Annotated in this window: 20 protein-coding genes and 1 riboswitch; of the genes, 14 read left to right on the top strand and 6 right to left on the bottom strand. The window is 67.1% G+C overall.

Features of this window, described 5'->3' with window-relative positions; genetic code table 11:
* The first annotated feature begins 198 nt into the window (after positions 1–198).
* Positions 199–678, top strand: coding sequence for a (2Fe-2S)-binding protein (locus AC0IXR_RS16075; protein WP_056422827.1), 480 nt, complete (start codon positions 199–201; stop codon positions 676–678).
* Positions 675–3,023: a xanthine dehydrogenase family protein molybdopterin-binding subunit gene (locus tag AC0IXR_RS16080; protein WP_471761435.1), complete on the top strand. Its 2,349-nt coding sequence runs from the start codon at positions 675–677 to the stop codon at positions 3,021–3,023. Before AC0IXR_RS16075 ends, AC0IXR_RS16080 begins: the two co-directional genes overlap by 4 nt.
* A 199-nt stretch (positions 3,024–3,222) precedes the next feature.
* On the opposite strand, the gene AC0IXR_RS16085 is transcribed toward AC0IXR_RS16080, so the two are convergent.
* Entirely contained in the window at positions 3,223–4,008 is a 786-nt protein-coding gene (locus AC0IXR_RS16085) for a cation efflux transmembrane domain-containing protein (RefSeq protein ID WP_471761436.1), read from the bottom strand.
* A 68-nt stretch (positions 4,009–4,076) separates the two neighbouring features.
* Between AC0IXR_RS16085 and AC0IXR_RS16090 the strand changes: the two genes are divergently transcribed.
* Complete coding sequence (locus AC0IXR_RS16090) at positions 4,077–4,532, top strand: MerR family transcriptional regulator (RefSeq protein WP_471761437.1); 456 nt, start codon at positions 4,077–4,079, stop codon at positions 4,530–4,532.
* A gap of 73 nt (positions 4,533–4,605) precedes the next feature.
* Positions 4,606–5,001: a hypothetical protein gene (locus AC0IXR_RS16095; protein WP_471761439.1), complete on the top strand. Its 396-nt coding sequence runs from the start codon at positions 4,606–4,608 to the stop codon at positions 4,999–5,001.
* Between the two features lie 301 nt (positions 5,002–5,302).
* Here AC0IXR_RS16095 and AC0IXR_RS16100 read toward each other — a convergent pair whose 3' ends face one another.
* A complete protein-coding gene (locus AC0IXR_RS16100) occupies positions 5,303–5,524 on the bottom strand; it encodes a hypothetical protein (protein WP_018045985.1) in 222 nt (73 codons plus the stop codon).
* 395 nt (positions 5,525–5,919) lie between these two features.
* Here AC0IXR_RS16100 and AC0IXR_RS16105 point away from each other — a divergent pair, with 395 nt between their 5' ends.
* The 7 genes from AC0IXR_RS16105 to AC0IXR_RS16135 all read left to right on the top strand — a co-directional run bounded on the left by AC0IXR_RS16105 (position 5,920) and on the right by AC0IXR_RS16135 (position 13,357).
* Entirely contained in the window at positions 5,920–6,108 is a 189-nt protein-coding gene (locus AC0IXR_RS16105; RefSeq protein WP_311275619.1) for a NepR family anti-sigma factor, read from the top strand.
* 815 nt (positions 6,109–6,923) lie between these two features.
* On the top strand, positions 6,924–7,919 hold the full coding sequence (locus AC0IXR_RS16110) for a sulfate ABC transporter substrate-binding protein (protein WP_471761587.1): 996 nt from the start codon (positions 6,924–6,926) through the stop codon (positions 7,917–7,919).
* A gap of 319 nt (positions 7,920–8,238) precedes the next feature.
* The gene (gene cysT, locus AC0IXR_RS16115; RefSeq protein WP_056423334.1) at positions 8,239–9,096 is read left to right on the top strand and encodes a sulfate ABC transporter permease subunit CysT; all 858 of its coding nucleotides are present in this window, start codon (positions 8,239–8,241) and stop codon (positions 9,094–9,096) included.
* Complete coding sequence (cysW, locus tag AC0IXR_RS16120; RefSeq protein ID WP_056422841.1) at positions 9,089–10,003, top strand: sulfate ABC transporter permease subunit CysW; 915 nt, start codon at positions 9,089–9,091, stop codon at positions 10,001–10,003. Before cysT ends, cysW begins: the two co-directional genes overlap by 8 nt.
* Before the next feature lie 4 nt (positions 10,004–10,007).
* The gene (locus AC0IXR_RS16125; protein WP_056422852.1) at positions 10,008–11,054 is read left to right on the top strand and encodes a sulfate/molybdate ABC transporter ATP-binding protein; all 1,047 of its coding nucleotides are present in this window, start codon (positions 10,008–10,010) and stop codon (positions 11,052–11,054) included.
* 102 nt (positions 11,055–11,156) lie between these two features.
* On the top strand, positions 11,157–11,714 hold the full coding sequence (locus AC0IXR_RS16130) for a DUF4337 domain-containing protein (protein ID WP_056422855.1): 558 nt from the start codon (positions 11,157–11,159) through the stop codon (positions 11,712–11,714).
* 296 nt (positions 11,715–12,010) lie between these two features.
* Positions 12,011–13,357 carry an L-serine ammonia-lyase gene (locus tag AC0IXR_RS16135; RefSeq protein WP_419953179.1) on the top strand — a complete coding sequence of 449 codons (1,347 nt, stop codon included), beginning with the start codon at positions 12,011–12,013 and terminating at the stop codon, positions 13,355–13,357.
* A gap of 223 nt (positions 13,358–13,580) precedes the next feature.
* On the opposite strand, the gene AC0IXR_RS16140 is transcribed toward AC0IXR_RS16135, so the two are convergent.
* Positions 13,581–15,908 carry a Tex family protein gene (locus AC0IXR_RS16140; protein ID WP_461234868.1) on the bottom strand — a complete coding sequence of 776 codons (2,328 nt, stop codon included), beginning with the start codon at positions 15,906–15,908 and terminating at the stop codon, positions 13,581–13,583.
* A gap of 211 nt (positions 15,909–16,119) precedes the next feature.
* On the opposite strand from AC0IXR_RS16140, the gene AC0IXR_RS16145 reads away from it, so the two are divergent.
* Positions 16,120–17,229, top strand: a complete 1,110-nt coding sequence (locus tag AC0IXR_RS16145; protein ID WP_471761440.1) for an NHL repeat-containing protein — start codon at positions 16,120–16,122, stop codon at positions 17,227–17,229.
* A gap of 94 nt (positions 17,230–17,323) precedes the next feature.
* Positions 17,324–17,887 carry a DUF1993 domain-containing protein gene (locus AC0IXR_RS16150; RefSeq protein WP_471761441.1) on the top strand — a complete coding sequence of 188 codons (564 nt, stop codon included), beginning with the start codon at positions 17,324–17,326 and terminating at the stop codon, positions 17,885–17,887.
* 40 nt (positions 17,888–17,927) lie between these two features.
* Here AC0IXR_RS16150 and AC0IXR_RS16155 read toward each other — a convergent pair whose 3' ends face one another.
* The 3 genes from AC0IXR_RS16155 to AC0IXR_RS16165 form a co-directional block, all read right to left on the bottom strand.
* Positions 17,928–20,072, bottom strand: coding sequence for a TonB-dependent receptor (locus tag AC0IXR_RS16155; protein ID WP_471761443.1), 2,145 nt, complete (start codon positions 20,070–20,072; stop codon positions 17,928–17,930).
* Between the two features lie 110 nt (positions 20,073–20,182).
* A riboswitch (cobalamin riboswitch) is annotated at positions 20,183–20,382 on the bottom strand.
* Between the two features lie 83 nt (positions 20,383–20,465).
* Entirely contained in the window at positions 20,466–21,569 is a 1,104-nt protein-coding gene (locus AC0IXR_RS16160) for a catalase family protein (RefSeq protein ID WP_471761444.1), read from the bottom strand.
* Positions 21,570–21,736: 167 nt separating this feature from the next.
* Positions 21,737–23,212, bottom strand: coding sequence for an OpgD/OpgG family glucan biosynthesis protein (locus AC0IXR_RS16165; protein WP_471761588.1), 1,476 nt, complete (start codon positions 23,210–23,212; stop codon positions 21,737–21,739).
* Positions 23,213–23,450: 238 nt separating this feature from the next.
* On the opposite strand from AC0IXR_RS16165, the gene mdoH reads away from it, so the two are divergent.
* A complete protein-coding gene (gene mdoH / locus AC0IXR_RS16170; RefSeq protein WP_471761445.1) occupies positions 23,451–25,358 on the top strand; it encodes a glucans biosynthesis glucosyltransferase MdoH in 1,908 nt (635 codons plus the stop codon).
* The last annotated feature ends 11 nt before the right edge of the window (positions 25,359–25,369 follow it).

Here is a 25,369-nt window from a genome sequence, read left to right on the forward strand (position 1 = left end):
TTCGTGCACTGCGACGGTTCCCTGTCGAGGGGTGCCGGATCCGCTGCCGCACCTCAGGGACGTTTCGATGCGGGACGGCGACGATGTCGCGCGCGCCCCGCGCCTGAGTGACGACCTCCAAGGTATTCGCGAGCCCAACGGATCGGTAGCCCGCCGATCTCGACCGGTCCGTGGCCTGATCGATGACAGGATAGACCGATGATCAAACTCACCGTGAACGGGGCTGAACGCAGCTTCGACGGCGATCCCGACATGCCGCTGCTGTGGTTCCTGCGTGACGAAGTCGGCCTCACCGGCACTAAGTTCGGTTGCGGCCAGGCCCTATGCGGCGCCTGCACGATCCATCTCGGCGGCACTGCCGTGCGCGGCTGCGTCACCCCCATCTCCGCAGCCGAAGGCCAGGAGGTGGTGACCATCGAGGGGCTTTCGCCCGATGGCAACCATCCGGTCCAGGTGGCTTGGCGCGACCTGAACGTCTCGCAATGCGGCTATTGCCAGTGCGGGCAGATGATGCAGGCGGCCTCCTTCCTGAAGGAGACGCCGAAGCCCAACGACGCCCAGATCGACGAGGCCATGAGCGGCAACCTCTGCCGCTGTGGCACCTATCCGCGCATCCGCGCCGCGATCCATCAGGCCGCCGGAAACGCGCCGGCCGCCAACAAGGGAGAGCGCCTGTGATTCACGACGCACAGATCATGGCCGACCTCGCCACCGAGACGACCGCCGCCCCCGAAGCGCCCAGCGCTCTCGCCAATGTCAGCCGCCGCGCCATGCTCGGCGGCATGGGTGCCCTGGTGCTCGCCCTGTCCTGGCGTGATTCCGCGCGTGCCGAGGACAAGAAGGACGAGCCGAAGAAATTCGGCGCCGATGCCATGCCGCATGGCTGGCAGGACGACCCGAAGGTGTTCGTGGCCATCGCGCCGGACGGCACCGTCACCATCACCTGCCATCGCTCGGAGATGGGCCAGGGCGTGCGCACCTCCGTCGCCCTCGTCGTCGCCGACGAGCTCGAGGCGGATTGGGCCAAGGTCAAGGTCGCCCAGGCTTGGGGCGACGAAGCCCGGTTCGGCAACCAGGACACCGACGGCTCGCGGAGCTTGCGCCACTTCTTCCCGCACCTGCGCCATGCGGGTGCGGCGGCGAAGGCCATGCTGGTCCAGGCCGCCGCCAAGCAATGGGGCGTGCCTGCAGCGGAAGTGAAGGCCGAGAACTCGGTCCTCACCCATGCCAAGTCGAAGCGCACGCTCGGTTATGGCGACGTGGCGGCGGCAGCCTCCGAACTCGCCGTGCCCGCTCGCGAGAGCGTGACCCTGAAGGATCCGAAAGCCTTCAAGTTCATCGGCAAGGGCAAGATCGGCCTCATCGACAACCAAGACTTCACCACCGGCAAGGCCATGTACGGCCTCGATACCCGTCTCGACGGGATGCTCTACGCCCTCGTTGCCCGCCCGCCGGTCTTCGGCGGCAAGGTGGCGAGCTACGACGATGCCGAGACCATGAAGGTCCCCGGCGTAGTCAAGGTGTTCAAGATCGACACGCCCGAGATCCCGTCCGAATTCCAGCCGATCGGCGGCGTCGCCGTCATCGCCAAGAACACCTGGGCGGCAATGAAGGGCCGCGACGCCCTGAAGATCACCTGGGACGACGGCCCGAACGCCCATTACGATTCGGTCGCCTTCCGCGGCGAGTTGGAGAAGGCGGCACGCGCGCCCGGCAAGGTCGTTCGCAACCAGGGTGACGTCGACGGCGCCATGGCGAAGGCCAAGCAGCGGATCGAGGCCGAGTATTTCGTGCCCCATCTCGTCCAGGCTCCGATGGAGCCGCCGGCCGCCACCGTGCGGATCAAGGACGGGTTCTGCGAAGCCTGGGCCTGCACGCAGGCTCCCCAGGCGACCCATGACCGCCTGGCCAAGAAGCTCAACCTGCCTGCCGACAAGGTGCGGGTGAACGTGACGCTGCTCGGCGGCGGCTTCGGCCGCAAGTCGAAGCCCGATTACGTGCTCGAGGCGGCCCTGTGCTCGCAGGCCGTGGACGGTGCGCCGGTCAAGCTCACCTGGACCCGCGAGGACGACCTCCATCACGGCTACTACCACACGATCTCGGTGGAGCGCCTGGAGGCCGGCCTCGACGACAAGGGCATGCCGGTGGCCTGGCTCCACCGTTCGGCGGCGCCCACGATCGGCTCGATCTTCGCCGCCGGCGCCAAGAACGAGCTGCCCTTCGAGCTCGGGATGGGACTGACCAACACGCCGTTCGCCGTGCCGAATATCCGGCTCGAGAACCCGGCGGCCGACGCGCATGTGCGCATCGGCTGGTTCCGCTCGGTGTCGAACATCCCGCACGCCTTCGCGATCCAGTCGTTTGTCGCCGAGTTGGCGCATGCGGCGGGCAAGGATCCGAAGGAGTACCTGCTGGCCCTGATCGGCCCCGACCGGGTGATCGACCCGACCACCATCGGCGATGTGTGGAATTACGGCGAGGACCCGGCCCGCTACCCGATCGAGACCGCGCGCCTGCGTGGGGTCATCGAGGCGGCGGCCAAGGGGATCGGCTGGGGCCGCAAGCTGCCGAAGGGACGGGGCCTCGGCATTGCCGGGCATTACAGCTTCGTCACCCACACGGCGGTCGCCGCCGAGGTCGAAGTGGGCGCCAAGGGCGAAGTCTCGGTCAAGCGCATCGACATCGCCGTCGATTGCGGGCCGCAGGTCAACCCGGAGCGTATCCGCTCGCAGATGGAGGGTGCCGTCGTCATGGGGATGGGCTTGGCCTTGTCGGCCGAAATCACCTTCAAGGACGGGCGCGCGCAGCAGAACAACTTCGACGGTTACGAGATCACCCGTCTCGACGCCGCCCCGAAGGAGCTGCACGTCCACCTGATCCAGAACAACGACTACAGCCGTCCGCTCGGCGGCGTCGGTGAACCGGGCGTCCCCCCCGTGGCGCCGGCCATCGCCAACGCGGTCTTCGCCGCCACCGGCCGCCGCATCCGGCAGCTGCCGATCCGCGACCAGCTGAGCTCGTAAGACCGCAACACTCTTCGGCCCCTTTCTTGTAAGGGGCCGAAGATTTTCCGGATCAGCGACGTCATCCCGGGGCTGCGCAGCAGAGCCCGGGATCTAGAAACGCCGACAGCGCAAGGTCCTGTACCTTTGGTGGCTCTGGATTCCGGGCTCGCCTTCGGCGCCCCGGAATGACCACGTCATATTAAGGTGGTCCGAACCCTCACTCGGCCGCCAAGACCCGCGCCTCCCGGCCCCCCTCGCGATACTCGCCCCAGGCCTGTTTCAGGATCTGGACCGAAGAGGTGAGGAAGATGCCGGCCATGAGGGCGGCGACCGCGAGGTCAGGCCAGGCCGACGTGGTGCCCCAGACGGCGAGCGCCGCGCCCATCACCACGATGTTGCCGATGGCATCGTTGCGCGAGCACAGCCAGACGGAGCGGACATTGGCGTCGCCGTCCTTGTAGCGCATCAGCAGCAGCACCGAGGCGACGTTGGCGGCCAGTGCCAGCAAGCCGATCCCGCCCATCCATTCCGCGCTCGGCACGCCGAGAACGAGCGTCTGGTAGAGCGTGGAGCCGAAGACCCAGACCGCCATCAGGCTGAGGCTCACCCCCTTGGCCAGAGCCGCCAACGAGCGGGTGCGAAGGCTCGCACCGATGACCGCGAGGCTGAGGCCGTAGGTGACGGTATCGGCCAGGAAGTCGAGGGCGTCGGCCTTCAGCGCCTGCGAACCAGCCGCCTGGCCAGCCGCCATCTCGGTGACGAACATCGCGCCGTTGAGGGCGATGACGAACCACAGCACCCGTTTGTAGCGCGGATCCACGCCGTCGAAGACCGGAACGCCCCCGCCGCAACCGCAGGATTCCTCGTGCGGCGAGGCCTTCGGAGCCTGCGTCGCCACGGCGTGGTCGTGCGCGCCCGCCGTGTCATGGGCATGATCGTGGGAATGCACGTGCGTGTGGGCTTCAGTCTGGTTCAGGCTCGTGCCGCAGCAGGATTCGGCCATGGCTCTCTCCTCGTTTCGTCGTTAAACAGAAGCCTACAAGCTCTAGCGACTAGAGGATCAAGCGGAAAATGACGTTCTCGATCGGAATCCTGTCGCGCCGCGCCGGAGTGAAGGTGCCGACGATCCGCTATTACGAGCAGGTCGGGCTGATGCCGTCGCCGCCGCGCACCGATGGGCAGCAGCGCCGTTATGGCGACGCCGAGGTGGCACGGCTCAACTTCATCCGTCACGCGCGCGAACTCGGCTTCGAGGTCGATGCGATTCGCGAACTTCTCGCCATGAGCGCGCAACCGGAGGAATCCTGCGCCGAGGTGGACCGTCTGGCGAGACGTCACCTCGCGGAGGTGGAGCAGCGCATCACCCGGCTGATCGCCCTGCGTACGGAGTTGCAGCGCATGGTGACGGAATGCGGCCACGGGCGGGTGGGTGGGTGCCGGGTCATCCAGGTGCTGGCCGACCACGGTGAATGCGACCACGACCATGGCGGTGCGCGGCCGGGATCGACAGGGTTCGCCGAGGCGTAAACTTCGCCGCGTCAGGGGAGCCGAAGGGGCCGGACACGGGTTGTCCCGTCACAGCCCCCCTTGAGGATACCCCATGATTCAGAAATCCCGTCCCCTCGCAGTGTTGCTGGCTGCCGGCTTCACCATCGGCCTCGCGGCGGACCCGGCCCTCGCCTCACCTTGTTCGGAAGAGATCGCGCGCCTTGAGACGCGGGTGAAGGACGAGGCGACGGGCGCCATCTCCGCCTCGACCTCGGGTAAGGCGGCCGCCGGCGCGCGCGAAGGCCAGGGGGAAACCGCGCAGGGAGGCAATGCCTCCACCCCGGCCGCTCCGCCGGAGAAATCCGCTGAGGCGGGAAAAGGCGCCGATGCCGCGATGCAGGCCAAGGTCGCCCTGGACGAGGCGCGCACCGCCGACGGCAAGGGCGACGCCCAGGCCTGCAACGCGGCGGTCGAGCGGGCCAAGAATCAGCTCGCCAAGGCTCCGTGAAGCGAAGGGCCGATGGGTCCGGTCGAGCTTTCGGGCATCGTCGCGGCGCACCGGCCGGGGGAGCCCGGCACGGTGCCTGCGGCCTGCACGTGGGCCGGATGGGCGATGGCCCAGCGGGTCGTGAAGGATGTCCTGGCAAATCGTGAAAAGAGAAGGTTTTTCTTTTTGAGGCCGTTTCGGACATCCGCCCCGACCAGCATCGTCTTGGCGAAGACGTGGAGTGTGCGGCGCTCGGCCCATCCCCGTCTTTAGGCGGCGCAGGAGGGCCGCCGCCGACGTATCGAGGACCCCTGTGGGGGTGTTACGCAGCCGCGCTCAAGGCGTGTTTGTTGCCCTGAATGCCGGCACAAAGATCGTCGATCTCCGCAAGATCTAGACTTTCACCTGAGTGACTTGCAATTGCATCGATCAGGTGATCTTGCCGAGGATCGAAAGGATGGCCCTGAAGGCGATAGAATTGATAGTAACGCAGCGCCGCTAATACGGTGTCACGTTCTCGCACTGTGATGGTGATGGTCTGCATTCTTTGAAGATCTCCCCTTCATGCGATTTTTGCTCTCCGAACACTTGAATCCGACTCAGTGAGCGAGAGCGTTGTAACCCCGCTTCGGCGCAGCCGTCCACAGCCGGAAACCATTCGGTAACCCTGTTTGCGGATCGCCAGGGGGCTTGGCCGGACGCAACCCTTTGCACCCGCGCCGTTTCCTCCCGGTGGTATGGCTGACGGATTTATTTCGCTTCAAAAAATGTAAAATGTCATTGACAGATAAGGGAAAACGGGGCGCTCGCCCTAGAAGCTTGGCCTTACAGACTTTTTACGGAAATGGATAAAATTGTTCTTAACCATTCCCTGGCAGCCTTCCGGTCAGGGCCGACCCAGTCCCTCCTTGGGAAGTCGGCATGAGCGGAGCTCCCCTCATGACCAAAATGCAGCCGGATGACGGGCAGGACGGTCGGACGCCGCGGGGCAGGCCGGTATCGCTCACGGCAAGCGTGCGACGCCATCTCGGTTTGAACCTGCGGGCCCATTATGCCGATTCGCTGATCGAACCGGTTGGCGAACGCATCGAATCCCTGCTGTCGAAGCTCAGTCGGCGGAAGGGGTGACCCGTTACAGGCGCGATCCTTCAGAGGGATGAGCGAGACGACACACAGCGTTCAGAATTGCGGTGCTATCGGTCGCGCCTACGTGCTGGACCTGCCCGGCCCGTCTTCCGCCAACCCGCGAAATCCCATCCCATGACCGTCCTCGTTCTCGTCGTCGCCGGAAACATCCTGCTCGCGACCCTGTTCTCCCTGGTCGCCCTCGCCTCCGACTGAGCCGTTCCTCGAAGGGACGCCTGCGCAGGCACTGCTCCTTCCAGACCAAGCCTGTCCCGATCTCCTGATTCTCAGGCGTTCGGGAAGCCCTTCTGCCAGCATAACCGGTTGCGGATTCCCGCATCCGGTTTTCCGTCGTGTCTGGCCGGAATGGAGCGCTATCGCTGCTCCATGACCGACCCCACCTATGAGACACTCCGCGCGTACGGACCCGGGAAACCGGGCCTGATGCTGCAATGCACATTGGCGCCGGAAATGTTACGGAACGTTCGTTCTATAGAACTAGCCGACCGAGGCTTTATATTCTCCCTTCGCGGATACAGATAGAACATACTTCTATAGCAAATGTTTTCCTCCTCACGCCTTCGCTTTCGTAAGGAGAATTGCCTATCTAGAACGAAAGAGGCACCCCTCGGTCAAGCTTGACATTGTTCTTTAAAACGAACGAAACCTAGCGCCACCGGGGCGTCGGGACGGCTTTGTCCCGCAGCCGCGATGTAGCCGGAGACGAACCTGTGAGCTCGAACCTATCCTCCCCGCCGAATGCCCGCCGTCTGTCCAACCGCAGACGTGTCATTGCCCTGTGCGCCGGTTCGCTCGGCCTGGTCTCGGCAGGGTTCGGGTCCGCGCTGTTCGCCACCGGCAGCGCCCAGGCGCAGACCGAACTCCTCAACGTCTCCTACGACCCGACGCGGGAACTCTATAAGGAGATCAACGCGGCCTTCATCGAGGAGTGGAAGGCGAAGACCGGCGAGACGGTCACCATCCGCGCGGCCCATGGCGGCTCCGGCTCGCAGGCCCGCACCGTCATCGACGGCATCCCGGCCGATGTGGTGACCCTGGGCATCCCCTCCGACATCGACGCGATCAGCCGCATCTCGAAGAAGATCCCCGCCGATTGGCGCACCAAGCTGCCCAATGAAGGTCTGCCCTACACCTCGACCGTGGTGTTCCTCGTGCGCAAGGGCAACCCGAAGAGCGTGAAGGATTGGGGCGATCTCGTGAAGCCCGACGTGAAGGTGATCACCCCGAACCCGAAAACCTCGGCTGGCGGCCGCTGGAACTTCCTCGCGGCCTGGGGCTACGCCTACGAGAAGGAAGGCAAGAACGCGGACAAAGCCAACGCCTTCGTCGGCCAGCTCTACAAGCAAGTGCCGGTGCTCGATACCGGCGCGCGCGGCTCCACCGTGACCTTCGCCCAGCGCGGTCTCGGCGACGTGCTGCCGACCTGGGAGAACGAAGCCTATCTGGTGTTCGAAGAGTTCGGCCGCGACAAGTTCGACGTGATCGTTCCGCCGACCTCGATCTACGCCGAGCCGCCGGTCGCCCTCGTGGATGCCAATGTCGACAAGAAGGGCACCCGCAAGCAGGCCGAGGCCTATCTCCAGTTCCTCTATTCGGACGCGGCGCAGGCGATCTTCGCCAAGCATCATTACCGCCCGATCAAGCGTGAGGCCGCCAAGCCCGAGCATCTGGCGCAGCTGCCCGAACTGAAACTTTTCAAGATCGAGGATCTTCAGGGCAACTGGGACGATATCCAGAAGAAGAACTTCGACAATGGTGGGCTGTTCGACCAGCTGAGCAAGCCGGCGCCGTAGCGCGCCCCCCCGGCCGACGATAGGCACACATGTCGCGGTATGCACGCTACCCTGCCCTCCTCCCCCTTGCGGGGAGGAGTAGGAGGTGGGGGTGGTTGTGCGACCCTGATGCTGCGGAGGCTGGCGGAGCCACCCCCACTCCTAGCCTCTCCCCACAAGGGGGAGAGGGACGCGCTCTGCCTTGAAGAGCAGGTGTGTAAATCTAGCAGCCGTCACGGGGAGGGTGCCCAGGGAGCAGGGGGCGACCTCAGCCGGACACCGTGCCCGCTTCCCGACCCGCCGATGCGTGAGCGAGGCGATCCATTATCAGGACCACCCCATGGCAGAGCCCCCTCTGCGTCCGAGACGACGCTTCCGTCAGCCCAGTGTGATTCCCGGCTTCGGGATCACCTTCGGTTATACCCTGACCTGCCTCGGCATCATCGTGCTGCTGCCCCTGGCCGCTCTCGTCGCCCGCGCCTCCGGCCTCGGCCTGTCGGGAATTTGGGCGGTCGCCACCGATCCGCGCGTCGCCAGCGCCCTGCGCGTAAGCTTCGGGGTTTCGCTCCTCGCGGCGCTGACCGCCTCGGTCTTCGGCTTCCTCATCGCCTGGGTTCTCACCCGCTACCGGTTTCCCGGCCGCAAGATCGTGGACGCGGTGGTGGATCTTCCCTTCGCCCTGCCGACCGCCGTCGCCGGCATCGCCCTGGCCTCCCTGTATGCCCCCAACGGTCTCGTGGGCGAACAGCTCGCCAAGCTCGGGATCGAGGCCGCCTATACGCCGGTGGGCATCTACATCGCCATGGTCTTCATCGGCCTGCCCTTCGCCGTACGGACGGTGCAGCCCCTGATCGTCGAGATCGACAAGGAGATCGAGGAGGCATCGGCCACCCTCGGCGCCGGCCGCTGGCACACGCTGGTGAAGGTGGTGCTACCGCCCCTGATCCCGGCCGTGCTCACGGGCTTCGCCCTCGCCTTCGCCCGCGGCGTCGGTGAATACGGCTCGATCATCTTCATCGCCGGCAACCTTCCCTACGTCTCCGAGATCGCCCCGCTCCTTATCGTCATCAAGCTCTCGGAATTCGATTATGGGGGCGCCTGCGCCATCGCGACGATCATGCTCGGGATCTCGTTCCTGACCCTGCTCGCCATCAACCTGATCCAGGCCTGGAGCCGCAGGAGGTTCGGTTATGTCTAGCGCCGTTGTCGGAAACCCGGATGTCCGGCACCCCAATCTCCAGGCCGGAGGTCCGCCCGCCCGCGCACGGAGCGTGGTCACGGAAGGCCGTGTCGTCCGGGTGGTGTTGATCGGGGTCGCGGTGGTCTTTCTCGCCCTGTTCCTGGTGCTGCCGTTGGTGACGGTGTTCATCCAGGCCTTCGCGAAAGGCTGGTCAGCCTATCTCGCCGCATTCACGGAGGCGGATGCGCGCTCTGCGATCCGCCTGACCCTGCTGACGGCGGCCATCGCCGTGCCGTTCAACCTCGTCTTCGGCATCATGGCCTCCTGGGCCATCGCCAAGTTCGAGTTCCGCGGCAAGAACCTGCTCGTGACCCTCATCGACCTGCCGTTCTCGGTCTCGCCGGTGGTCTCGGGGCTGATCTACGTACTCGTCTTCGGGGCCCAGGGCCTCCTCGGCCCGTGGCTGATCGCGCACGACATCCAGGTGATCTTCGCCGTTCCCGGCATCGTGCTCGCCACGATCTTCGTCACCTTCCCCTTCGTCGCCCGCCAGCTGATCCCGTTGATGCAGGAACAGGGAACTGCCGAAGAAGAAGCGGCGCTGACCCTCGGCGCCTCCGGCTGGCACGCGTTCTGGACCGTGACGCTGCCCAACATCCGCTGGGGCCTGCTCTACAGCGTGCTCCTCTGCAACGCCCGGGCGATGGGCGAATTCGGCGCGGTGTCGGTGGTCTCAGGCCATATCCGCGGATTGACAAATACGCTGCCGCTCCACGTGGAGATCCTCTACAATGAGTACAACTTCGTTGCCTCTTTCGCCGTCGCTTCCCTCCTTGCCGGCCTCGCTCTTGTCACCCTCCTCGTCAAATCACTCCTCGAATGGCGCTTCAGTGCCGAGATCGCAGCGGGCGCACGGGGTCACTGACCCGGTGGGTTCGTCCACGGCGATCCGGGTCGAGAACCTGTCGAAGACCTTCGACACGGCGGCGGTGCTGCACGACCTCTCCCTCGACGTGCAGGCGGGCGAATTGCTGGCGCTGCTCGGCCCCTCGGGCTCGGGCAAGACCACGCTGCTACGCATCATCGCCGGGCTCGATTTTCCCGATCGCGGCCGCATCATCTTCGGCGGCGACGATGCCACGCGGGTTCCGGTGCAGGAGCGGGCCGTCGGCTTCGTGTTCCAGCATTACGCCCTGTTCAAGCATATGAGCGTGGCCGAGAACATCGCCTATGGCCTCAACGCCCGGAAGCGTGCGGACAGGCCGGCCAAGGCCGAGATCAAGCGCCGGGTCGGCGATCTCCTCGATCTCATCAAGCTCTCGGGCTTCGCCGACCGCTACCCGTCGCAACTCTCCGGCGGCCAGCGCCAGCGCATCGCGCTCGCGCGCGCCCTGGCCGTGGAGCCCCGCGTGCTGCTGCTGGACGAGCCCTTCGGCGCCCTCGACGCCCAGGTGAGGAAGGACCTGCGCCGCTGGCTTCGCGAGATCCACGACCGCACCGGCCAGACCACGATCTTCGTGACCCATGACCAGGACGAGGCGCTGGAGCTCTCCGACCGCGTCGCCGTCCTGTCCAAGGGCCGACTCGAACAGATCGGCACCCCGGACGAGGTCCAGGAAAACCCGGTCTCCTCGACCGTGCTCAAGTTCCTCGGCGACACGATCGAAGTCGAGGCGATCGTTCAGGGGGGCGAGGTGCGGGTCAACGGCCGGCTGACCCCGGTCAAGGCACCGGCCGGCCTCGTCGGCCCGGTCAAGCTCTATGCGCGACCGTGGCAGCTGCAATTCGCCGAGCCCGACCAGGCCCATCTCGAAGGCCATGTGCGTTCGTCATACCGCAGCCAGGGCCGCCAGCGGATCGAGGTGGACCGCCCCGAAGGCAAAACCGTCGTGGTGGAGGCCTCCGATACCCACCGCCTCGCCGCCGGCCGCCCGGTCGGGCTCAAGATCATCGCCGGCTACGTCTTCAAGGATTGAGGAGCCGGACGATGCGGCCCCGAAACCGCCGAGGAAACGGTTGCGCTTCCTCGGCGGATCGGCTGTGACTCCCGCCGTCGAACACGAGAGGGAGCATCCGGCATGTCGGGTCACGGAGCCATCGAGGGCTCGAACAAGAAGGTCGCGCTGCTGATTTCGGTGCTGGCGCTGTTCCTGGCGCTGGCCGAGACCCTGGCCAAGGGGGCGCAGACCGAGGCGCTCAGCGCCAACGTCGAATCCTCCAACCAATGGGCCTATTACCAGGCCCGCACCATCCGCGGCACCATCCTCAAGACTGCCGACGAAACCCTCGCCCTGATCCCGCCGGAGACGGCCAACGCACCGGCCATCGCCGCCAAACGGGCCGAATGGGCCAAGACCATGGCGCGCTGGGAATCGGACCCCTCCACCGGCGACGGGCGCAAGGAACTGCAGGAGAAGGCGCGGGCCTCGCAGGAGCATCGCGACCTCGCGCTCCACCGCTACCATCATTACGAATTCGGCTCGGCCGCCTTCCAGATCGGCATCGTGCTCGCCTCGGCCCAGGTCATCACCGGCATCGCCGCACTGACGCTGGCGGGCGGGTTCCTGGGCGTCGCCGGCCTCGTGATGCTGGGCTTCGGCCTCTACGCTCCGCATTTCCTGCCGTTCTTCCACTGATACCAGACCTCGATGAGCCGGACTCATCGAGCTCTGCCCACGCGACGGCGCGGCGGCGGTCGTCCGCAAGACCTCACCGGCCCTGGTCTTTGGGTCAGGTTCAGTGAGGCCTGATATGAGCCGGAGCATCGCCCCGCCACGCGGCCCGTCGGGGCGGACCGTGTCCGGCCCGGATTTCGCAGGTCGGACGGCGCACTTGCGAAGACGGGGCGCGATCTTCAGATCACGGTCTGTCTGATGAGCGATCGCACTGCCGCATGGTGGCGCGACGCTGCGGATGAGGCGGACCGGGACCGATGATCAGCGCTTTCGACCTGTTCAAGATCGGGATCGGCCCGTCGAGCTCGCATACGGTGGGGCCGATGGTGGCGGCCCTCGATTTCCGCGAGCGGACGCGGCGGCGTACCGGCCTCGCGCGCATCCGCGCCGAGATCTTCGGCTCCCTCGCCTGGACCGGGCGTGGGCACGGGACCGATGTCGCCATTCTTCTCGGCCTGCTCGGCCATAGCCCCGCCGGGATCGACCCCGACCGGGTCGACGAATACGTGGCCGAAGCGAAGCGGACGGGCAGGCTCGGCCTCGGTGGACCGGCTTTCGCCCTCGAGACCGATCTCGTCTTCAACTTCACCGAGGTGCTACCGGTCCATACCAACGGCATGCGGTTCCGCGCCCTCGACGAGCATGGCGGCGTGCTCGACACGGTCACCTGCTATTCCATCGGCGGCGGCTTCGTGGTCGGCGAGGAAGCGGCGGCGGTGGGCGAGGCAATGACGTTTCCGCTGCCCTATGCCAGCGCCGCCGATCTGCTGGCGACATGCCTGCGCACCGGCTTTTCCATCGCCCAGGTCCAGCGCGCCAACGAGGGCGCGAGCCGCAGCCGCGAGGTCATCGACGAGGGGCTGGACGCGATTCGCGACGCGATGTTCGCCTGTATCGACCGGGGGCTTCGCCAGACCGGCGAATTGCCCGGCGGCCTCAAGGTGCGGCGGCGGGCCAAGAAGCTGTTCGAGGATCTGGAGGCCAACCGCCACCTCAACGCCCGGCCGGCCCACGAGATCATGGACTGGATCAGCCTGTTCGCCCTCGCGGTGAACGAAGAGAACGCCGCCGGCGGGCGGGTGGTGACCGCCCCCACCAACGGCGCGGCCGGGATCGTCCCAGCCGTGTTGCGCTACGCCCGCGACTTCTGCCCCGGCTGGTCGGACGAGCGCGGCCGCGAATTCCTGCTGGTGGCGGCAGCCATTGGCGGTCTCATCAAGAGCCGCGCCTCGATTTCCGGCGCCGAGGTCGGCTGCCAGGGGGAAGTCGGCTCGGCGGCGGCCATGGCGGCGGCGGGCCTCGCCGCGCTGCTCGGCGGCTCGACCCTGCAGATCGAGAACGCCGCCGAGATCGCGATGGAGCACCATCTCGGTATGACCTGCGACCCGATCGGCGGCCTCGTCCAGATCCCCTGCATCGAGCGCAACGCCTTCGGGGCCAACAAGGCGGTGGTGGCTGCCTCCCTGGCACTACGCGGTGACGGCATCCATCGGGTCAGCCTGGACGAGGTCATCGAGACCATGCGCCAGACCGGCAACGACATGCAGGCGAAGTACAAGGAGACCTCGCTCGGCGGCCTGGCGGTGAACGTGGCGGCGTGCTGAGGGAGGGCGCATCCCCTCGCCCCGCTTGCGGGGAGAGGGCCGCGACGACCTCGTCGTCGGCGCGGCGAGGCGGCAGCCGAGGGTGAGGGGGCGCGTCCGAAGGAGCCTCATCCGAAGAGTCCCCCTTACCCTCGCTTCGGCTTTGCCTCCGCTCATCGCGAACACGGCAAGGTGTCCGCGATCCTCTCCCCGCGCACGGGGAGAGGGGGAATGCGCGCGACCGTCAGCGGCGTCCCCGGTCCTTGCCCTCAGCCGCCCGGCGCAGGGCCTCGGCGAACGCGCCGTCCGGGGCCGGGCCGCGTGGCGCCGGATTTGGCGCAGGTCTCTGCGGGGGACGTGAGGAGCGTTCCTCCGGCCGCCCGCCGCGCGGCGCACCCGCTTCCTCCGAGCGCATGCTGAGCGCGATGCGCTTGCGGTTGGCATCCACCTCGACGACGCGCACCTGCACCACGTCGCCGGGCTTCACCACCTCGCGCGGATCCTTCACGAACCGGTCGGCCAGGACCGAGATGTGGACGAGACCGTCCTGGTGGACCCCGATATCCACGAAGGCGCCGAAGGCGGCGACATTGGTGACGACGCCTTCGAGGCGCATGCCGGGCCGGAGGTCCGAAATCTTCTCGACGCCCTCCTGGAAGGTCGCGGTCTTGAAGGCCGGTCGCGGATCGCGGCCGGGCTTTTCCAATTCCGACAGAATGTCGGTGACCGTGGGCAGGCCAAAGGTCTCGTCGGTGAAGCGCTTCGGGTCGAGGCTCTTCAGGATGGGGCCGTTGCCGATGACGGCCTGGATGGGCTGTCCGGCGGCGGCGAGGATGCGGCGCACCACCGGATAGGCTTCCGGATGCACGCCCGACGCATCGAGGGGATCGTCGCCATCGCGGATGCGCAGGAAGCCGGCGGCGAGCTCATAGGCCTTGGGCCCGAGGCCCGCGACCTTCTTGAGGCTTGCGCGCGTGCGGAACGGGCCCTTCTCGTCCCGCGTCGTCACGATGTTGGCCGCCACCCGCTCGGAGAGGCCGGAGACGCGGGCGAGCAGGGGCGCGGAGGCGATGTTCACGTCGACGCCGACGCCGTTCACGCAATCCTCCACCACCGCATCGAGGGCCTTGGAAAGCTGACCCTCGCCGAGATCGTGCTGATACTGACCGACGCCGATGGCCTTCGGCTCGATCTTCACCAGTTCGGCGAGCGGGTCCTGCAAGCGCCGGGCGATGGAGACAGCCCCGCGCAGGGTCACGTCGAGGCCCGGCAATTCGGCGCTGGCATAGGCGGAGGCCGAATAGACCGAGGCGCCGGCCTCCGACACCATCACCTTGGTGAGCTTCAACTCCGGCTGTTTGGCGATGAGTTCGGCGGCGAGCTTGTCGGTCTCGCGCGAGGCGGTGCCGTTGCCGATGGCGATGAGTTCGACCTTATGGGCGCGGCAGAGCTTGGCCAGCGCGACGAGCGCGCCGTTCCAGTCGCGGCGGGGCTCGTGCGGGTAGATCACGTCGGTGGCCGCGACCTTGCCGGTGGCATCCACCACCGCGACCTTCACCCCGGTCCGGAACCCCGGATCGAGGCCGAGAGTCGGCCGGGCACCGGCGGGGGCGGCAAGCAGCAGGTCGCGAAGGTTTCCGGCAAAGACGCCCACGGCCCCGGTCTCGGCCACCTGTTTCAGGCGTCCGCGCAGATCGGTGTCGAGGGCGGGTTTCAGCTTGGTGCGCCAGGTCCGGCGCACGGTCTCCATCAGGAAACGGTCCCCCGGCCGGCCGTGATCGCCGATGCGGAAGGCGCGGGCGATGCGCAGTTCCTGCCAGGAGGGCACGCCTTTCTCGGCCACGTCGCCGGGGGCGTCGGTGATGTCGAGGTCGAGGATGTCCTCTTTCTCGCCCCGGTACAGGGCCAGGATGCGGTGCGAGGGCAGGCGCGTGAGCGGTTCGGAGAAGTCGAAATAGTCGGCGAACTTCTCGCCGGCCGCTTCCTTGCCCTTCTTGACGCTGGAGGTCATCCGGCCGCGCTGCCAGACCGTGTCGCGCAAGGCGCCCACCAGTTCCGGGTCTTCGCCGAACCGCTCGATCAGGATGGTGCGCGCGCCCTCCAGCGCGGCCTCGACATCGGCGATGCCCTTGCCCGCATCGACGAAGCCGGTGGCAGCCTGTTCCGGCGCGCGTTCGGGATGGGCGAGCAAGGCCTCCGCCAGGGGGCCGAGCCCGGCCTCGCGGGCGGCTTGCGCCTTGGTGCGGCGCTTCACCTTGAACGGCAGGTAGAGGTCTTCGAGCCGTGCCTTTGTGTCGGCGGCGAGGATGCGCGCCTTCAAGGCCGGGTCGAGCTTCCCCTGGCCGTCGATGCTCTCGAGGATGGCGGCGCGGCGCGCCTCCAGGTCGCGCAGATAGGCGAGGCGCTCCTCCAGATCGCGGAGCTGGGAATCGTCGAGGCCGCCGGTGACCTCCTTGCGGTAGCGCGCGATGAACGGCACCGTCGACCCGCCATCAAGGAGTTCGACGGCGGCAGCGACCTGCCGCTCGGCGACCTTGAGCTCCGCCGCGATGGTTGCAGTGATGGCGGCCATGGAATCCTCGCGCGCGTGAAGGGGCCGCGGTGTCTACAGGCCGGGCCGGAGAGCGGTCAAACCGGAGGGGTGATCCGGTGGATTCTCGAAGGCCGATCCTGGTGACAAATGCCGCGTGTCGATACCGATCGGTCAGGTGCGGTCGATGGACAAAGGCCCCGGCCCGGCGGAGACTTACTTCAACAAAAAACGGGTTTGGGAGAGAAATGCCATGAGGCTCAGGCTTGGTCTGGCCGTGCTCGCCGTCGCCTTCGCAGGCGTGGCCGCAGCAGAGCCCCCGACCTTCCAGGTCGATCCGACTTGGCCTAAACCCTTGCCGAACAAATGGATCATGGGTCAGGCGTCCGGCGTCGCGGTGGATGCCGAGGACCGGATCTGGGTGGTGCAGCGCCCGCGCTCCCTCACCGATGACGAGAAGGCCGCCAGCCTCACGCCGCCGCGTACCAGATGCTGCCACCCCGCTCCGCCCGTGCTCGTCTTCGACCAAGCGGGCACCCTCGTCCGGTCATGGGGCGGGCCGGGCGAAGGCTATGATTGGCCGCAGAACGAGCACGGCATCCATATCGACCACAAAGGCTTCGTCTGGCTCGCCGGCAACGGCGAGCAGGACGGGCTGATCCTGAAATTCACGCCGGAGGGCAAGTTCGTCCTGCAGATCGGCAAGCAGGGTCCCCAGACCAACAGCCTCGACACGACCCGCCTCGGACGGCCCGCCGCCATGCAGGTGGACCCCGAGACCAACGAGCTCTTCGTCGCCGACGGTTACTTCAACCACCGGGTCATCGTGTTCGATGCCGAGACCGGAGCGTTCAAGCGGATGTGGGGCGCCTACGGCAAGCCGCCCACCGACGAGACCCTGCCCGCCTACGACCCGGCCGCCGCGCCGGCCCAGCAATTCCGCAACCCGGTCCATTGCGTCCAGATTGCCCGCGACGGGCTGGTCTATGTCTGCGACCGGGCCAACGACCGGGTCCAGGTGTTCCGCCGCGACGGCAGCTTCGTGAAGGAGTTCTTCGTGGAAAAGAACACCCGCGCCAACGGCTCGGTCTGGGAACTGGCGCTCTGGCCCGACCCCGACCAGACCTACCTCCTCAACGCGGACGGCGCCAACAACGAGGTCCGCACCCTCAAGCGCGACACCGGCGAAGTGCTCGGCGCCTTCGGCCGCAACGGCCGCATGGCCGGCGACTTCCACTGGGTCCACAACCTCGCCGTCGACAGCAAGGGCAACGTGTTCACCACGGAGGTGGACACGGGCAAGCGCGCGCAGAAGTTCTTGTTTCGAGGGGAGATGGTGGTGCGGAAGCGGGTGGGGCCGTAGGGGTCGGAATGGGAAAAAGTGGGCCTCGACTTATGGTGTTCGCTCTCGCGGAAATAGGGTAGGCGTTGAAGTAGCCGTCGCCGCGAGACTGATTATGTCACTGACTAACCTTCTGGTACCGACCTACAGGAACATGTTGCGGACGCTGGCCGGGCTGCTGGACAAGGCAGAGCATCAGATGGTGGATCCCGCCAATGGTCTGCTTTCGGCGCGTCTGGCACCAGACATGTATCCGTTGGCGTCACAAGTGTGCTTTGCCGCCTACCAAGCTCAGGAGGCGACGTTCCGCCTTCGCGGTGAGGACATTCCCCTATCGCTCGCCGCCTTGGCGGCCGAAGGGCGTAATGCCGGCGAGGTGCCCGGATCAATGGCGGATGCACGGGCTCGTATCACCGAGGCATTGGCGCTTCTGGACGGCCTCCCGAACGATGCCCTCGATGCCGGCGCGACTCTGCCAATCGTGATCGAGCTTCCGGGCAATATCACGTTCGATATGAGCGGCGAACAATACGCTCGGGATTGGGCTCTGCCTCAGTTCTACTTCCACGTCATCACCGCCTACGCCATCTTGCGGCATTACGGCATCACACTCGGCAAAGCCGATTATGTGCCTCACATGTTCGCATATCTCCGGCCCGGATCACTGCCATCAGCATGACCGGAGAGCGGCTTCGCTGCCTGCAACCCGCTCCCATTCTTCAAAATCGCCCTGCCACCGTCAACCGCACCGCCATCGGCTCCACCGGATGCAGATGCGTGTCGGCCACGCCGCCGGCCGGTTCCCCCCGCAGCCGCGACTCGTAGAAGTAGTCGATCTGGCTCGCCTTGACGTTGAGCAGGTTGAGGATGTCGAGCTGCACCGTGACACCGTTGTCGAAATTGTAGCCGATGCGGCCATTCACCAGCGTGGTCGGCTTCGAGCGGACGGAATTGTCCTCAATGAGCGGGCGCGGCCCGAAATAGCGAAGCCGCATCGTGCCGAACCAGCCGAGCGCCTCACCGAGGGTAAAGCCGGCCGCCGCGATGGCGGTGGGGGCGGCGGGAATGCGGCTCCCCGCTGGGTCGCGATCGGCGAAGCGGGCATGGGTGACGGTGAGGTCGGCATCGACGGCGAGCCAGGGCGTGACCGCGTAGTGGTTGGTCCACTCGATGCCGGTGCGCCGGCTCGGGCGGCTTGGCTCGGTGGTGCCCGCATCACCCACGAACAGGTTCTCGGAATCGAAATCGAGCTGGAACAGGGTCACGGTCGATTCGAGGCCGGCGATGGAGCGGTTGCGCAAGCCCACCTCCGAGCCCACCGAGCGCACCAGCAGCGGCACCCGGTCGAGGGGGAACAGAGGGTTGCCCGGATCGACCGTGATGGTCGCGCCCCGCGCGTCGTTGGAATGGAAGCCCTCGCCGTAATTCACGAACAGTTCGGTCTCGGCCCAGGGGCCGAACACGACGCCGAGCTTGGGGCTGACGATGCCGTCCTGCGCATGGCCTGAGTTCAGCGAATTGTTCGATCTCACGCTCGCGTCGTAGGCGTCGGCGCGGAGGCCGACGCTGGTGCGCAGCCACTCGGTCCAGCGCAGGCGATTCTCGAAGTAGAGCGCGGCGCTGCCTTCCTGCACGCGGTCGTCGCGCACGGTGGAGAGGGAGGTGCGCGCCCGCGTGTTGAACAGTCCCACATGGATGTCGTCGAACCGCGCCTGCACGCCGATTTCGTTCTCCATGGGCAGGCCGAACAGCTCACCCTTGAACACCCTGGCGATCTCGCCGCCGGCGACGGTGCGGCTGTCGAGCTGGCGGAACTGGTCGCCGTTGACCGGATCGTTGAGGAAATAGGTGAAGTTGTTGAACAGGTTGAGGTTCGAGCGGATGACGTAGGCGCTGGCGCGGGTGACCCCGCCATCATCCGACCGGCTCCAGCGGCCCGACAGGGAGAAGCGGCTCGCATCGCCGCCATCGCTCGGATCGAGGGTGCCGAAGCGGCCGATCAGGCCCTCGGAGATGGCCCGCTGCGGAACCTGGTTCGTCGCCGTCCAGCGGTTGGAATAGGCCATGCCGGTGAGGGAGAACCCGTCGAGGGCAGTGCCCTGGCTGTAGCGCAGCACGCCGTTGAGCTTGCGGATGGCGTCCGGCACCACCCAGGGGCCGTCATAGACCTGGGCCTCGCCAGCGGCGAGGAGCGTCCCCTCCCCGAGGGGTGCGGAGGCGATGGTGAGCGCCCGCTTGTAGCCGAAGCTCCCGAGGGAGGTGAGCGCGAGAGGGCGGGGTACCGCGTCGATCGTGTCGATCCGCACCGATCCGGCGGAGGCGAAATCCCCGTCACGGGCGAAATACGGGCCCTTGTGGAACTCCACCGCGCCGACGAGTTCGGGAATGAGGAAGTTGATGTCGGCATAGCCCTGGCCGTGGCCATGGGTGCGCATATTGGCCGGCATGCCGTCGATGGTGATGGCGATGTCCGTGCCGTGGTCGAGGTTGAAGCCGCGCAGGAAGTACTGGTTGGCTTTTCCCTCGCCGGAATGCTGCGTGACGATGAGGCCGGGCACGGCCTCCAGCACCTCGCCGGGGCGGGTCACCGGGCGATCGTTGAGGGCCCTGCCGGTGATGACGCCCGAACTCGACGTCAGCGCGGGAGCGGACAGGGCGCCGAACGCCTCGGCCCCGCCGGTCCCACCAGTGGCCCCGCCGAGACCGGGACCGGCCGCTGCAGGGGGCGGGCGTATGTCGGCCGCCACGGAGAGTTCGTTGAGGGTCGCCTCGGCGGTGGTTGCCGTCTCGGACTGAGCAAGAACCGGCGAGGCGGATGCCAGGAATCCGAGGGCGAGGAGTGGGGGAACGAGACGGGCGGACACAGGCGGAGACCTCGGGCAACGGCAGTGGCACGTCACCGCGAACGAAGCCGATCCCCACGCGAGCGCGGGCCCCGACACCCCACCAGGACACCCCGCCCGATGCGTTTCGCGTGTGACCACGACTGACGGCAGGTCTCCTGGCTCGCGGGTCGACGCCCTCTCATCGTCTTCCCAGGCCCGAAGACCCAGTGACGTGTTGATGATGGGCTCGCCGCTTACAGTTGCGGGGGCAGCCGCGGCATCGGACAAAACGTCCTCACCGCGTTCCCTTTTGATCCCCCGAAGGGGAACCGTCATCGTCAGGCTAGGTCGGCTGCGACGAGAGGGTCAATTGCGAGATGATCCCGCGCCGATCATCGCCGCTGCCCTGTCGCATTGCAGCAACGTCCGGCGTCAATCCGGTAGAGCGTCGAGGTTCTTCGGCTCCTCGATGCGGCGGCCGTTCTTCTCGGCCCGGAAGCGCTTGCCCATCTCGTAGGCCGATTTGCGCATGCGCATGATCCCGCCGAGCGGCCGGTGCGCGGCCATCCCGTGCCAGGGGCTGAACGACAGGCCGTCATCGACGTAAGCCGCGCGGGCCTCGCTCCAGCTCGCCTGAGGCGCGGCGGTGAGGGTGGCGATGGTGCGGTAGGGGCTCGCGGTCTCAGGCCAGATTACGGAGGCGTCCTCCACCGGCATGTCGTCGAGGTTCAGGCACAGCTGCGCCCGCAATTCCCAGGTGCCGCCGTGGATGATGAAATGCTCCATCACCGCCTCGCGGATTGCGTTGGCGGCACTCGTGTCATCGAGCGGTTTGTTCGCCAGCGCCCTCATTTCGGGAGAGACCGGGACGAGCGAGATCTTGGCGATGTGATCGCCGAAGCGCAGCGGGACCTGACTGTAGAAACTGTCGCCCAGGAGATGCGTCTCGGGCTGCCCACCGAGGGTCGCCAGGGTCGGGCTCGGCGAACCGGTTGTCGCGACGACTGCGCTCTGCACGCCCCGAAGCGCCGCCGATGCGGCCTTCTTCAGTCCCTCCGCCCGATCGGTGGTCTTGGCGAGGAGCTTCAGCGTCGCGAGGAACGGCTTCGGTCCCGGCGCTGAGAAGGTCGGGCCGTTGACGAGCACAAAATCCTGCGTGGCATCCCCTTCCGATCCTTCGAGACGCTCTCCCTCGACACCGAGGACCTTGATCGCCACGCCGCGCGGGGTGGAGACGCTGTCGTCCAGGATATCACCGGGGATGGTCGAGAAGCGCATCACCACGGGGTAGCGCCCCGGCTTCGCGAACAGGCCCTGCGCCAATTCGGGGGGCAGGTCGGCCGCAATCTCCAACTCGGCTCTCAGCGCGCCATGCGCCTTGGCATGGACGCTGCGGATGGCATGGCCGCCATCGGCGAGCGTCTTCTCGCTGATGGAGCGCATGGTCTCGTTCAGGGCCCGGCTGGTCTCGGCCTCGTCGGGTTCAAGGGTCTCGACGGAGGGCGTGTAGCGCAGGTAGTCGGTCTCGATGGCCAAGGGTGCTGCTCCGGGGGAAGGCGGATTCCGCGCCCCGAGGCGTTTCGACGGCCTCCGGGGAACCGGGCGGCTCCGCAACCTGATGGTGTTCCAGCTTAGGAAGCCCTGGCCTCTCCTCCCGTTCCGATCTCTGTCGCACCTCGCCAAGTCGTGAGGTTGCCCGGCGATCAGGCGGCGTTGTCCCAGGTCTCGCTGATCGGGCGACCGGCGCGCATGAGGCGCGCGCGCAGGACGACGTCACCGGCTGGCAACGGCGTCGGCGGGCGCCATTCTACGTAGAGACGCCAGCCACCCGTCTGGGGCACCCGTTCCACCACCGGATCGACCATGGTGCCGGCGCTGGCCGAGACCTCGGCCGCGATGTCACCGTCAGGGCCGGTGGGCAGGCCCGGCCCTTCGAAATCGATGACGTAGAGCCGCCGCTCCGGGCTCGGCGGCGTGGTCGGGCGTAGGCGCTCGGCCGAACCGACGCGGGTGGAGACCACCCGGGCGAGCGCGCTCAGCACCGCGGTATCCGGTTCGGCCCCCACGGTGGCGAGGGTGTAGGCGAGGTCGAGGGCACTCCCCGCCGCGACGGGCGCATCCGGCACGAAGGCAGCGACGATGTTGTCCATGTACTCCTCGCGGGACGGGATTTCGAAGAGTTGCACCGCTCCTGCGCCGAACCCGGCCTGAGGTGTGACCCAGAGGCCGGGCCGCGCCTCGTGACGGGCCTGGACATCAAGATAGGCGGCAAAGCTTCGCTCGCGCTGGAACAGTCCGAACCCGTCGAGGGGATCGGTGCGGAAAGCCGAGATCTGCGGCTCTCGCCGTCCGTTGCTCAAGGGACGCCACAGGCGATCGTCCTTGGTCGCCACCATGAGCCCGTCGGAATCGTGAACCTGGGGCCTGAAATCGTCGAAGGGCGCGGCTCCGCGCGCGCCGGGACCGTTCGCGCCATGCAGGAACATGCTGGTGAGTGGCGCGAGGCCGAGGCGCGGGATCGCGGCGCGGGGATGCAGCGAGGCGGTGACGACCATCCGCGAGGTCTCGCCGGGTTCGACCACGAAGCGATAGGCACCCGCGAGACTCGGTGAATCGAGGAGCGCCAGGATCGTGACGGCGCGGGAATCGGCCTTCGGCTCGCAGATCCAGAACGCCGTAAAGTCCGGAAATTCCTCCGCTCCGGGACCGCCGGTCTGGATCGCGGCACCGCGTGCCGACAGGCCGTATTCCTGCGTCTTTCCGCGAAGCCGAAAATACGAGGCGCCAAGGAAGACTAGGAATTCTTCCTGATTAGCCGGCTTTTCATCGTCGAAGGCGTGATGCAGCCGGAAGCCGGCAAAGCCCAGATCGCCGGAAAAGTCCTGCCCTGCCAAGTCCGACCCGAGATCGAACAGGCCCGACTGGTAGAGGATCGGCTGCGGCGGCCCGTCCGGCGGCTGGAGGAACAAGGCGACGCGCTTCTTCTGCAGGAAGCCGCGATGGAACAGCTGCAGCGAGAATGAACCGCCGAGGCGCGGGGCTGCGTCGGGACGGAAGGTGATCGCACGGTAACCGTCGTAGCTAAGGCCGGCGAGGGGTGCCGGGAGATCCTCTGGAGCGGGCCGGTAGGGTGCGCCTGCGAGGCGGCGGGCCTGGGCCACGACGCCCTCGAAGGTCATCGGCCCGTCACGGGGAGGGTCGACTTTATCGGCGGCCATCGTTCTGGCGGTATTCAGGTCGACGGCACTAGGCATTATCATGCCTGCGGCCACGCTGAGCGCGGTTTGCAAGGTCTGTCGCCGCGAGGGGGCATCACGCCCCGAACGCTCGTCTTCACCGTCGCCCCGTATCATCGATGTCCTTCGCTTCATGATGGACGACGGCCCCTCTCAGCCTCGATCGAGTGTCCAGCGCCCCATGTCCATCACGCGGTTGTCGCACGACGCATCCCCGGTCGGAATTCCGAACCCGGCGATTCCCGAAAGTCAGTCCGGCGAGGCCCCTTCGCTGCTGATGCGGCGGCTCCTGCTGGCCCTGCCGACCCTGGCCACCGCGGCCGCGATCTCCTGGCTCGCTTTGTCCGCTTACGGACGCCCGGACGGCGTCCTGGGTTGGGCCGTGCTGGTCCTGTTCGGCCTCGTGATGACGTGGCAATCCTTCGTCGCCTGGCAATACGTCTACGGACTCGTGGCGGCGGGGCTCGGCGATGCCGCCAAATCCGCGATCGAGATCCGCTCGGCCACGGTTCCGGCCACCGCCTCGGGCCTCAGCCGCACGGCTGCCGTGGTGGCGATCCATGCCGAGGATGCGGTGGCGGTGTTCGCCGCGTTGCGTGTCATGGCCCGCTCGCTTCAGCGTGGCGGCGGCGACGGGTCCGATATCGACATCTTCGTCCTCTCCGACACGCGTGACGGTGCCATCGCGGCGGTGGAGGAGCATGAATTCGCCCGGATCGAGGCATGGGCGCGTTTGAACGGCCCTGGCCTGCCGCGCGTCCGCTACCGGCGGCGCCAGGACAATGCGGGCCGCAAGGCCGGCAACATCGCCGAGTTCTGCAAGTCCTACGGCTCGGAATACGATTTCATGATCGTGCTCGACGCCGACAGTCTGATGACCGGCGCCACCATGCGCCGCCTCGCCCGGTTGATGGAGGAGGCGCCCAAGGTCGGGCTGATCCAGACCGTCTCCTACGCGACCGGCCGGGACACGCTGTTTGCCCGTATCCAGCAATTCGCCGTGCGGCTCTACGCGCCGCTGTCGATCCGCTGCCTCGAGACCTGGCAGGGCGCGGATGGAAGCTATTGGGGCCACAACGCGATCCTGCGGGTCGCGGCCTTCGCCGACAATGCCGAACTGCCGGTGCTGCCCGGCAAGGCACCGCTCGGCGGCGAGATCCTGTGCCACGATATCGTCGAGGGCGCGCTCCTGCGCCGGGCCGGCTGGGAGGTCCGCCTCCTGCCGGAGATGGGCGGCACCTGGGAGGAGATGCCGACGAACCTCGTCGATCTCCTCGGGCGTGAACGGCGCTGGTGCCAGGGCAACATGCAGCACCTGCTCATCACCACCCTGCCGGGTCTTCGGGCGGCGAGCCGCTGGCACCTGATGGTCGGGATCCTGTCCTACCTCGCCTGCCCGCTCTGGGTGCTGTTCCTCGCCACCGCCTCTATCCAGGCCGCCGTGACCGGCGATCTCGGCCTCCTGGCCTATGGACTCACCGGGACGGGCCTCGCCGCCCATGCGCTGGCTGCTCTCGTCGTGGCCGTGATGGCCCTGCCGAAGCTCCTCAGCCTCGGCCATGTCCTGGCCTCGCCGACCCGCCGCGCCGCTTTCGGCGGCACCGCCTCGCTCCTGAAGAGCGCCGTGCTCGAACAGATCGTCTGGGTGCTGCTCTGGCCGGTCATGACGGTCTTTGCCGCCGGCGCCGTCGCCACCACCTTCATTGGCCGCGTGGTGCGGTGGGATTCGCAGGTGCGCGACGACCGTCAGGTGCCGTGGTCCGAGGCGATCCGCCTGCAGGTGGACGCCCTGGTGGCGGGCGCCCTGCTCACCGGCCTGCTGGTCTATGCCGGCGACCCCTGGCTCGCCCTGTGGATGGGGCCCGTGGCCCTCGCCCTGCTCACGAGCCCGGCGTTCAGCGTGCTGACCAGCCGTGCCGATCTCGGCCGCGCCTCGCAGAAGAACGGCCTGTTCCTCTCCATCGACGACACCGACCGTGCCGCCGAACTTCTGGACCTGGCATCGGTCCGTCGGGGCGAGGAGCGCAGCAAGCCTGTACGCCCGGACGTCTGGGCAAGCGCGGAGGCGGAAATCTCCGCACCGCGATAAGGTCAGAGGAG

The sequence above is a fragment of the Methylobacterium sp. AC832 genome, assembly GCF_979256025.1.

What these genes read in the sequence shown, in the direction of transcription:
- AC0IXR_RS16075 (WP_056422827.1), top strand. Translation starts at nt 199, where the DNA reads ATGATCAAACTCACCGTGAACGGGGCTGAACGCAGCTTCGACGGCGAT.
- AC0IXR_RS16085 (WP_471761436.1), bottom strand. Translation starts at nt 4,008, where the DNA reads ATGGCCGAATCCTGCTGCGGCACGAGCCTGAACCAGACTGAAGCCCAC.
- AC0IXR_RS16090 (WP_471761437.1), top strand. Translation starts at nt 4,077, where the DNA reads ATGACGTTCTCGATCGGAATCCTGTCGCGCCGCGCCGGAGTGAAGGTG.
- AC0IXR_RS16095 (WP_471761439.1), top strand. Translation starts at nt 4,606, where the DNA reads ATGATTCAGAAATCCCGTCCCCTCGCAGTGTTGCTGGCTGCCGGCTTC.
- AC0IXR_RS16100 (WP_018045985.1), bottom strand. Translation starts at nt 5,524, where the DNA reads ATGCAGACCATCACCATCACAGTGCGAGAACGTGACACCGTATTAGCG.
- AC0IXR_RS16105 (WP_311275619.1), top strand. Translation starts at nt 5,920, where the DNA reads ATGACCAAAATGCAGCCGGATGACGGGCAGGACGGTCGGACGCCGCGG.
- cysT (WP_056423334.1), top strand. Translation starts at nt 8,239, where the DNA reads ATGGCAGAGCCCCCTCTGCGTCCGAGACGACGCTTCCGTCAGCCCAGT.
- cysW (WP_056422841.1), top strand. Translation starts at nt 9,089, where the DNA reads ATGTCTAGCGCCGTTGTCGGAAACCCGGATGTCCGGCACCCCAATCTC.
- AC0IXR_RS16130 (WP_056422855.1), top strand. Translation starts at nt 11,157, where the DNA reads ATGTCGGGTCACGGAGCCATCGAGGGCTCGAACAAGAAGGTCGCGCTG.
- AC0IXR_RS16135 (WP_419953179.1), top strand. Translation starts at nt 12,011, where the DNA reads ATGATCAGCGCTTTCGACCTGTTCAAGATCGGGATCGGCCCGTCGAGC.
- AC0IXR_RS16140 (WP_461234868.1), bottom strand. Translation starts at nt 15,908, where the DNA reads ATGGCCGCCATCACTGCAACCATCGCGGCGGAGCTCAAGGTCGCCGAG.
- AC0IXR_RS16145 (WP_471761440.1), top strand. Translation starts at nt 16,120, where the DNA reads ATGAGGCTCAGGCTTGGTCTGGCCGTGCTCGCCGTCGCCTTCGCAGGC.
- AC0IXR_RS16150 (WP_471761441.1), top strand. Translation starts at nt 17,324, where the DNA reads ATGTCACTGACTAACCTTCTGGTACCGACCTACAGGAACATGTTGCGG.
- AC0IXR_RS16165 (WP_471761588.1), bottom strand. Translation starts at nt 23,212, where the DNA reads ATGACCTTCGAGGGCGTCGTGGCCCAGGCCCGCCGCCTCGCAGGCGCA.
- mdoH (WP_471761445.1), top strand. Translation starts at nt 23,451, where the DNA reads ATGTCCATCACGCGGTTGTCGCACGACGCATCCCCGGTCGGAATTCCG.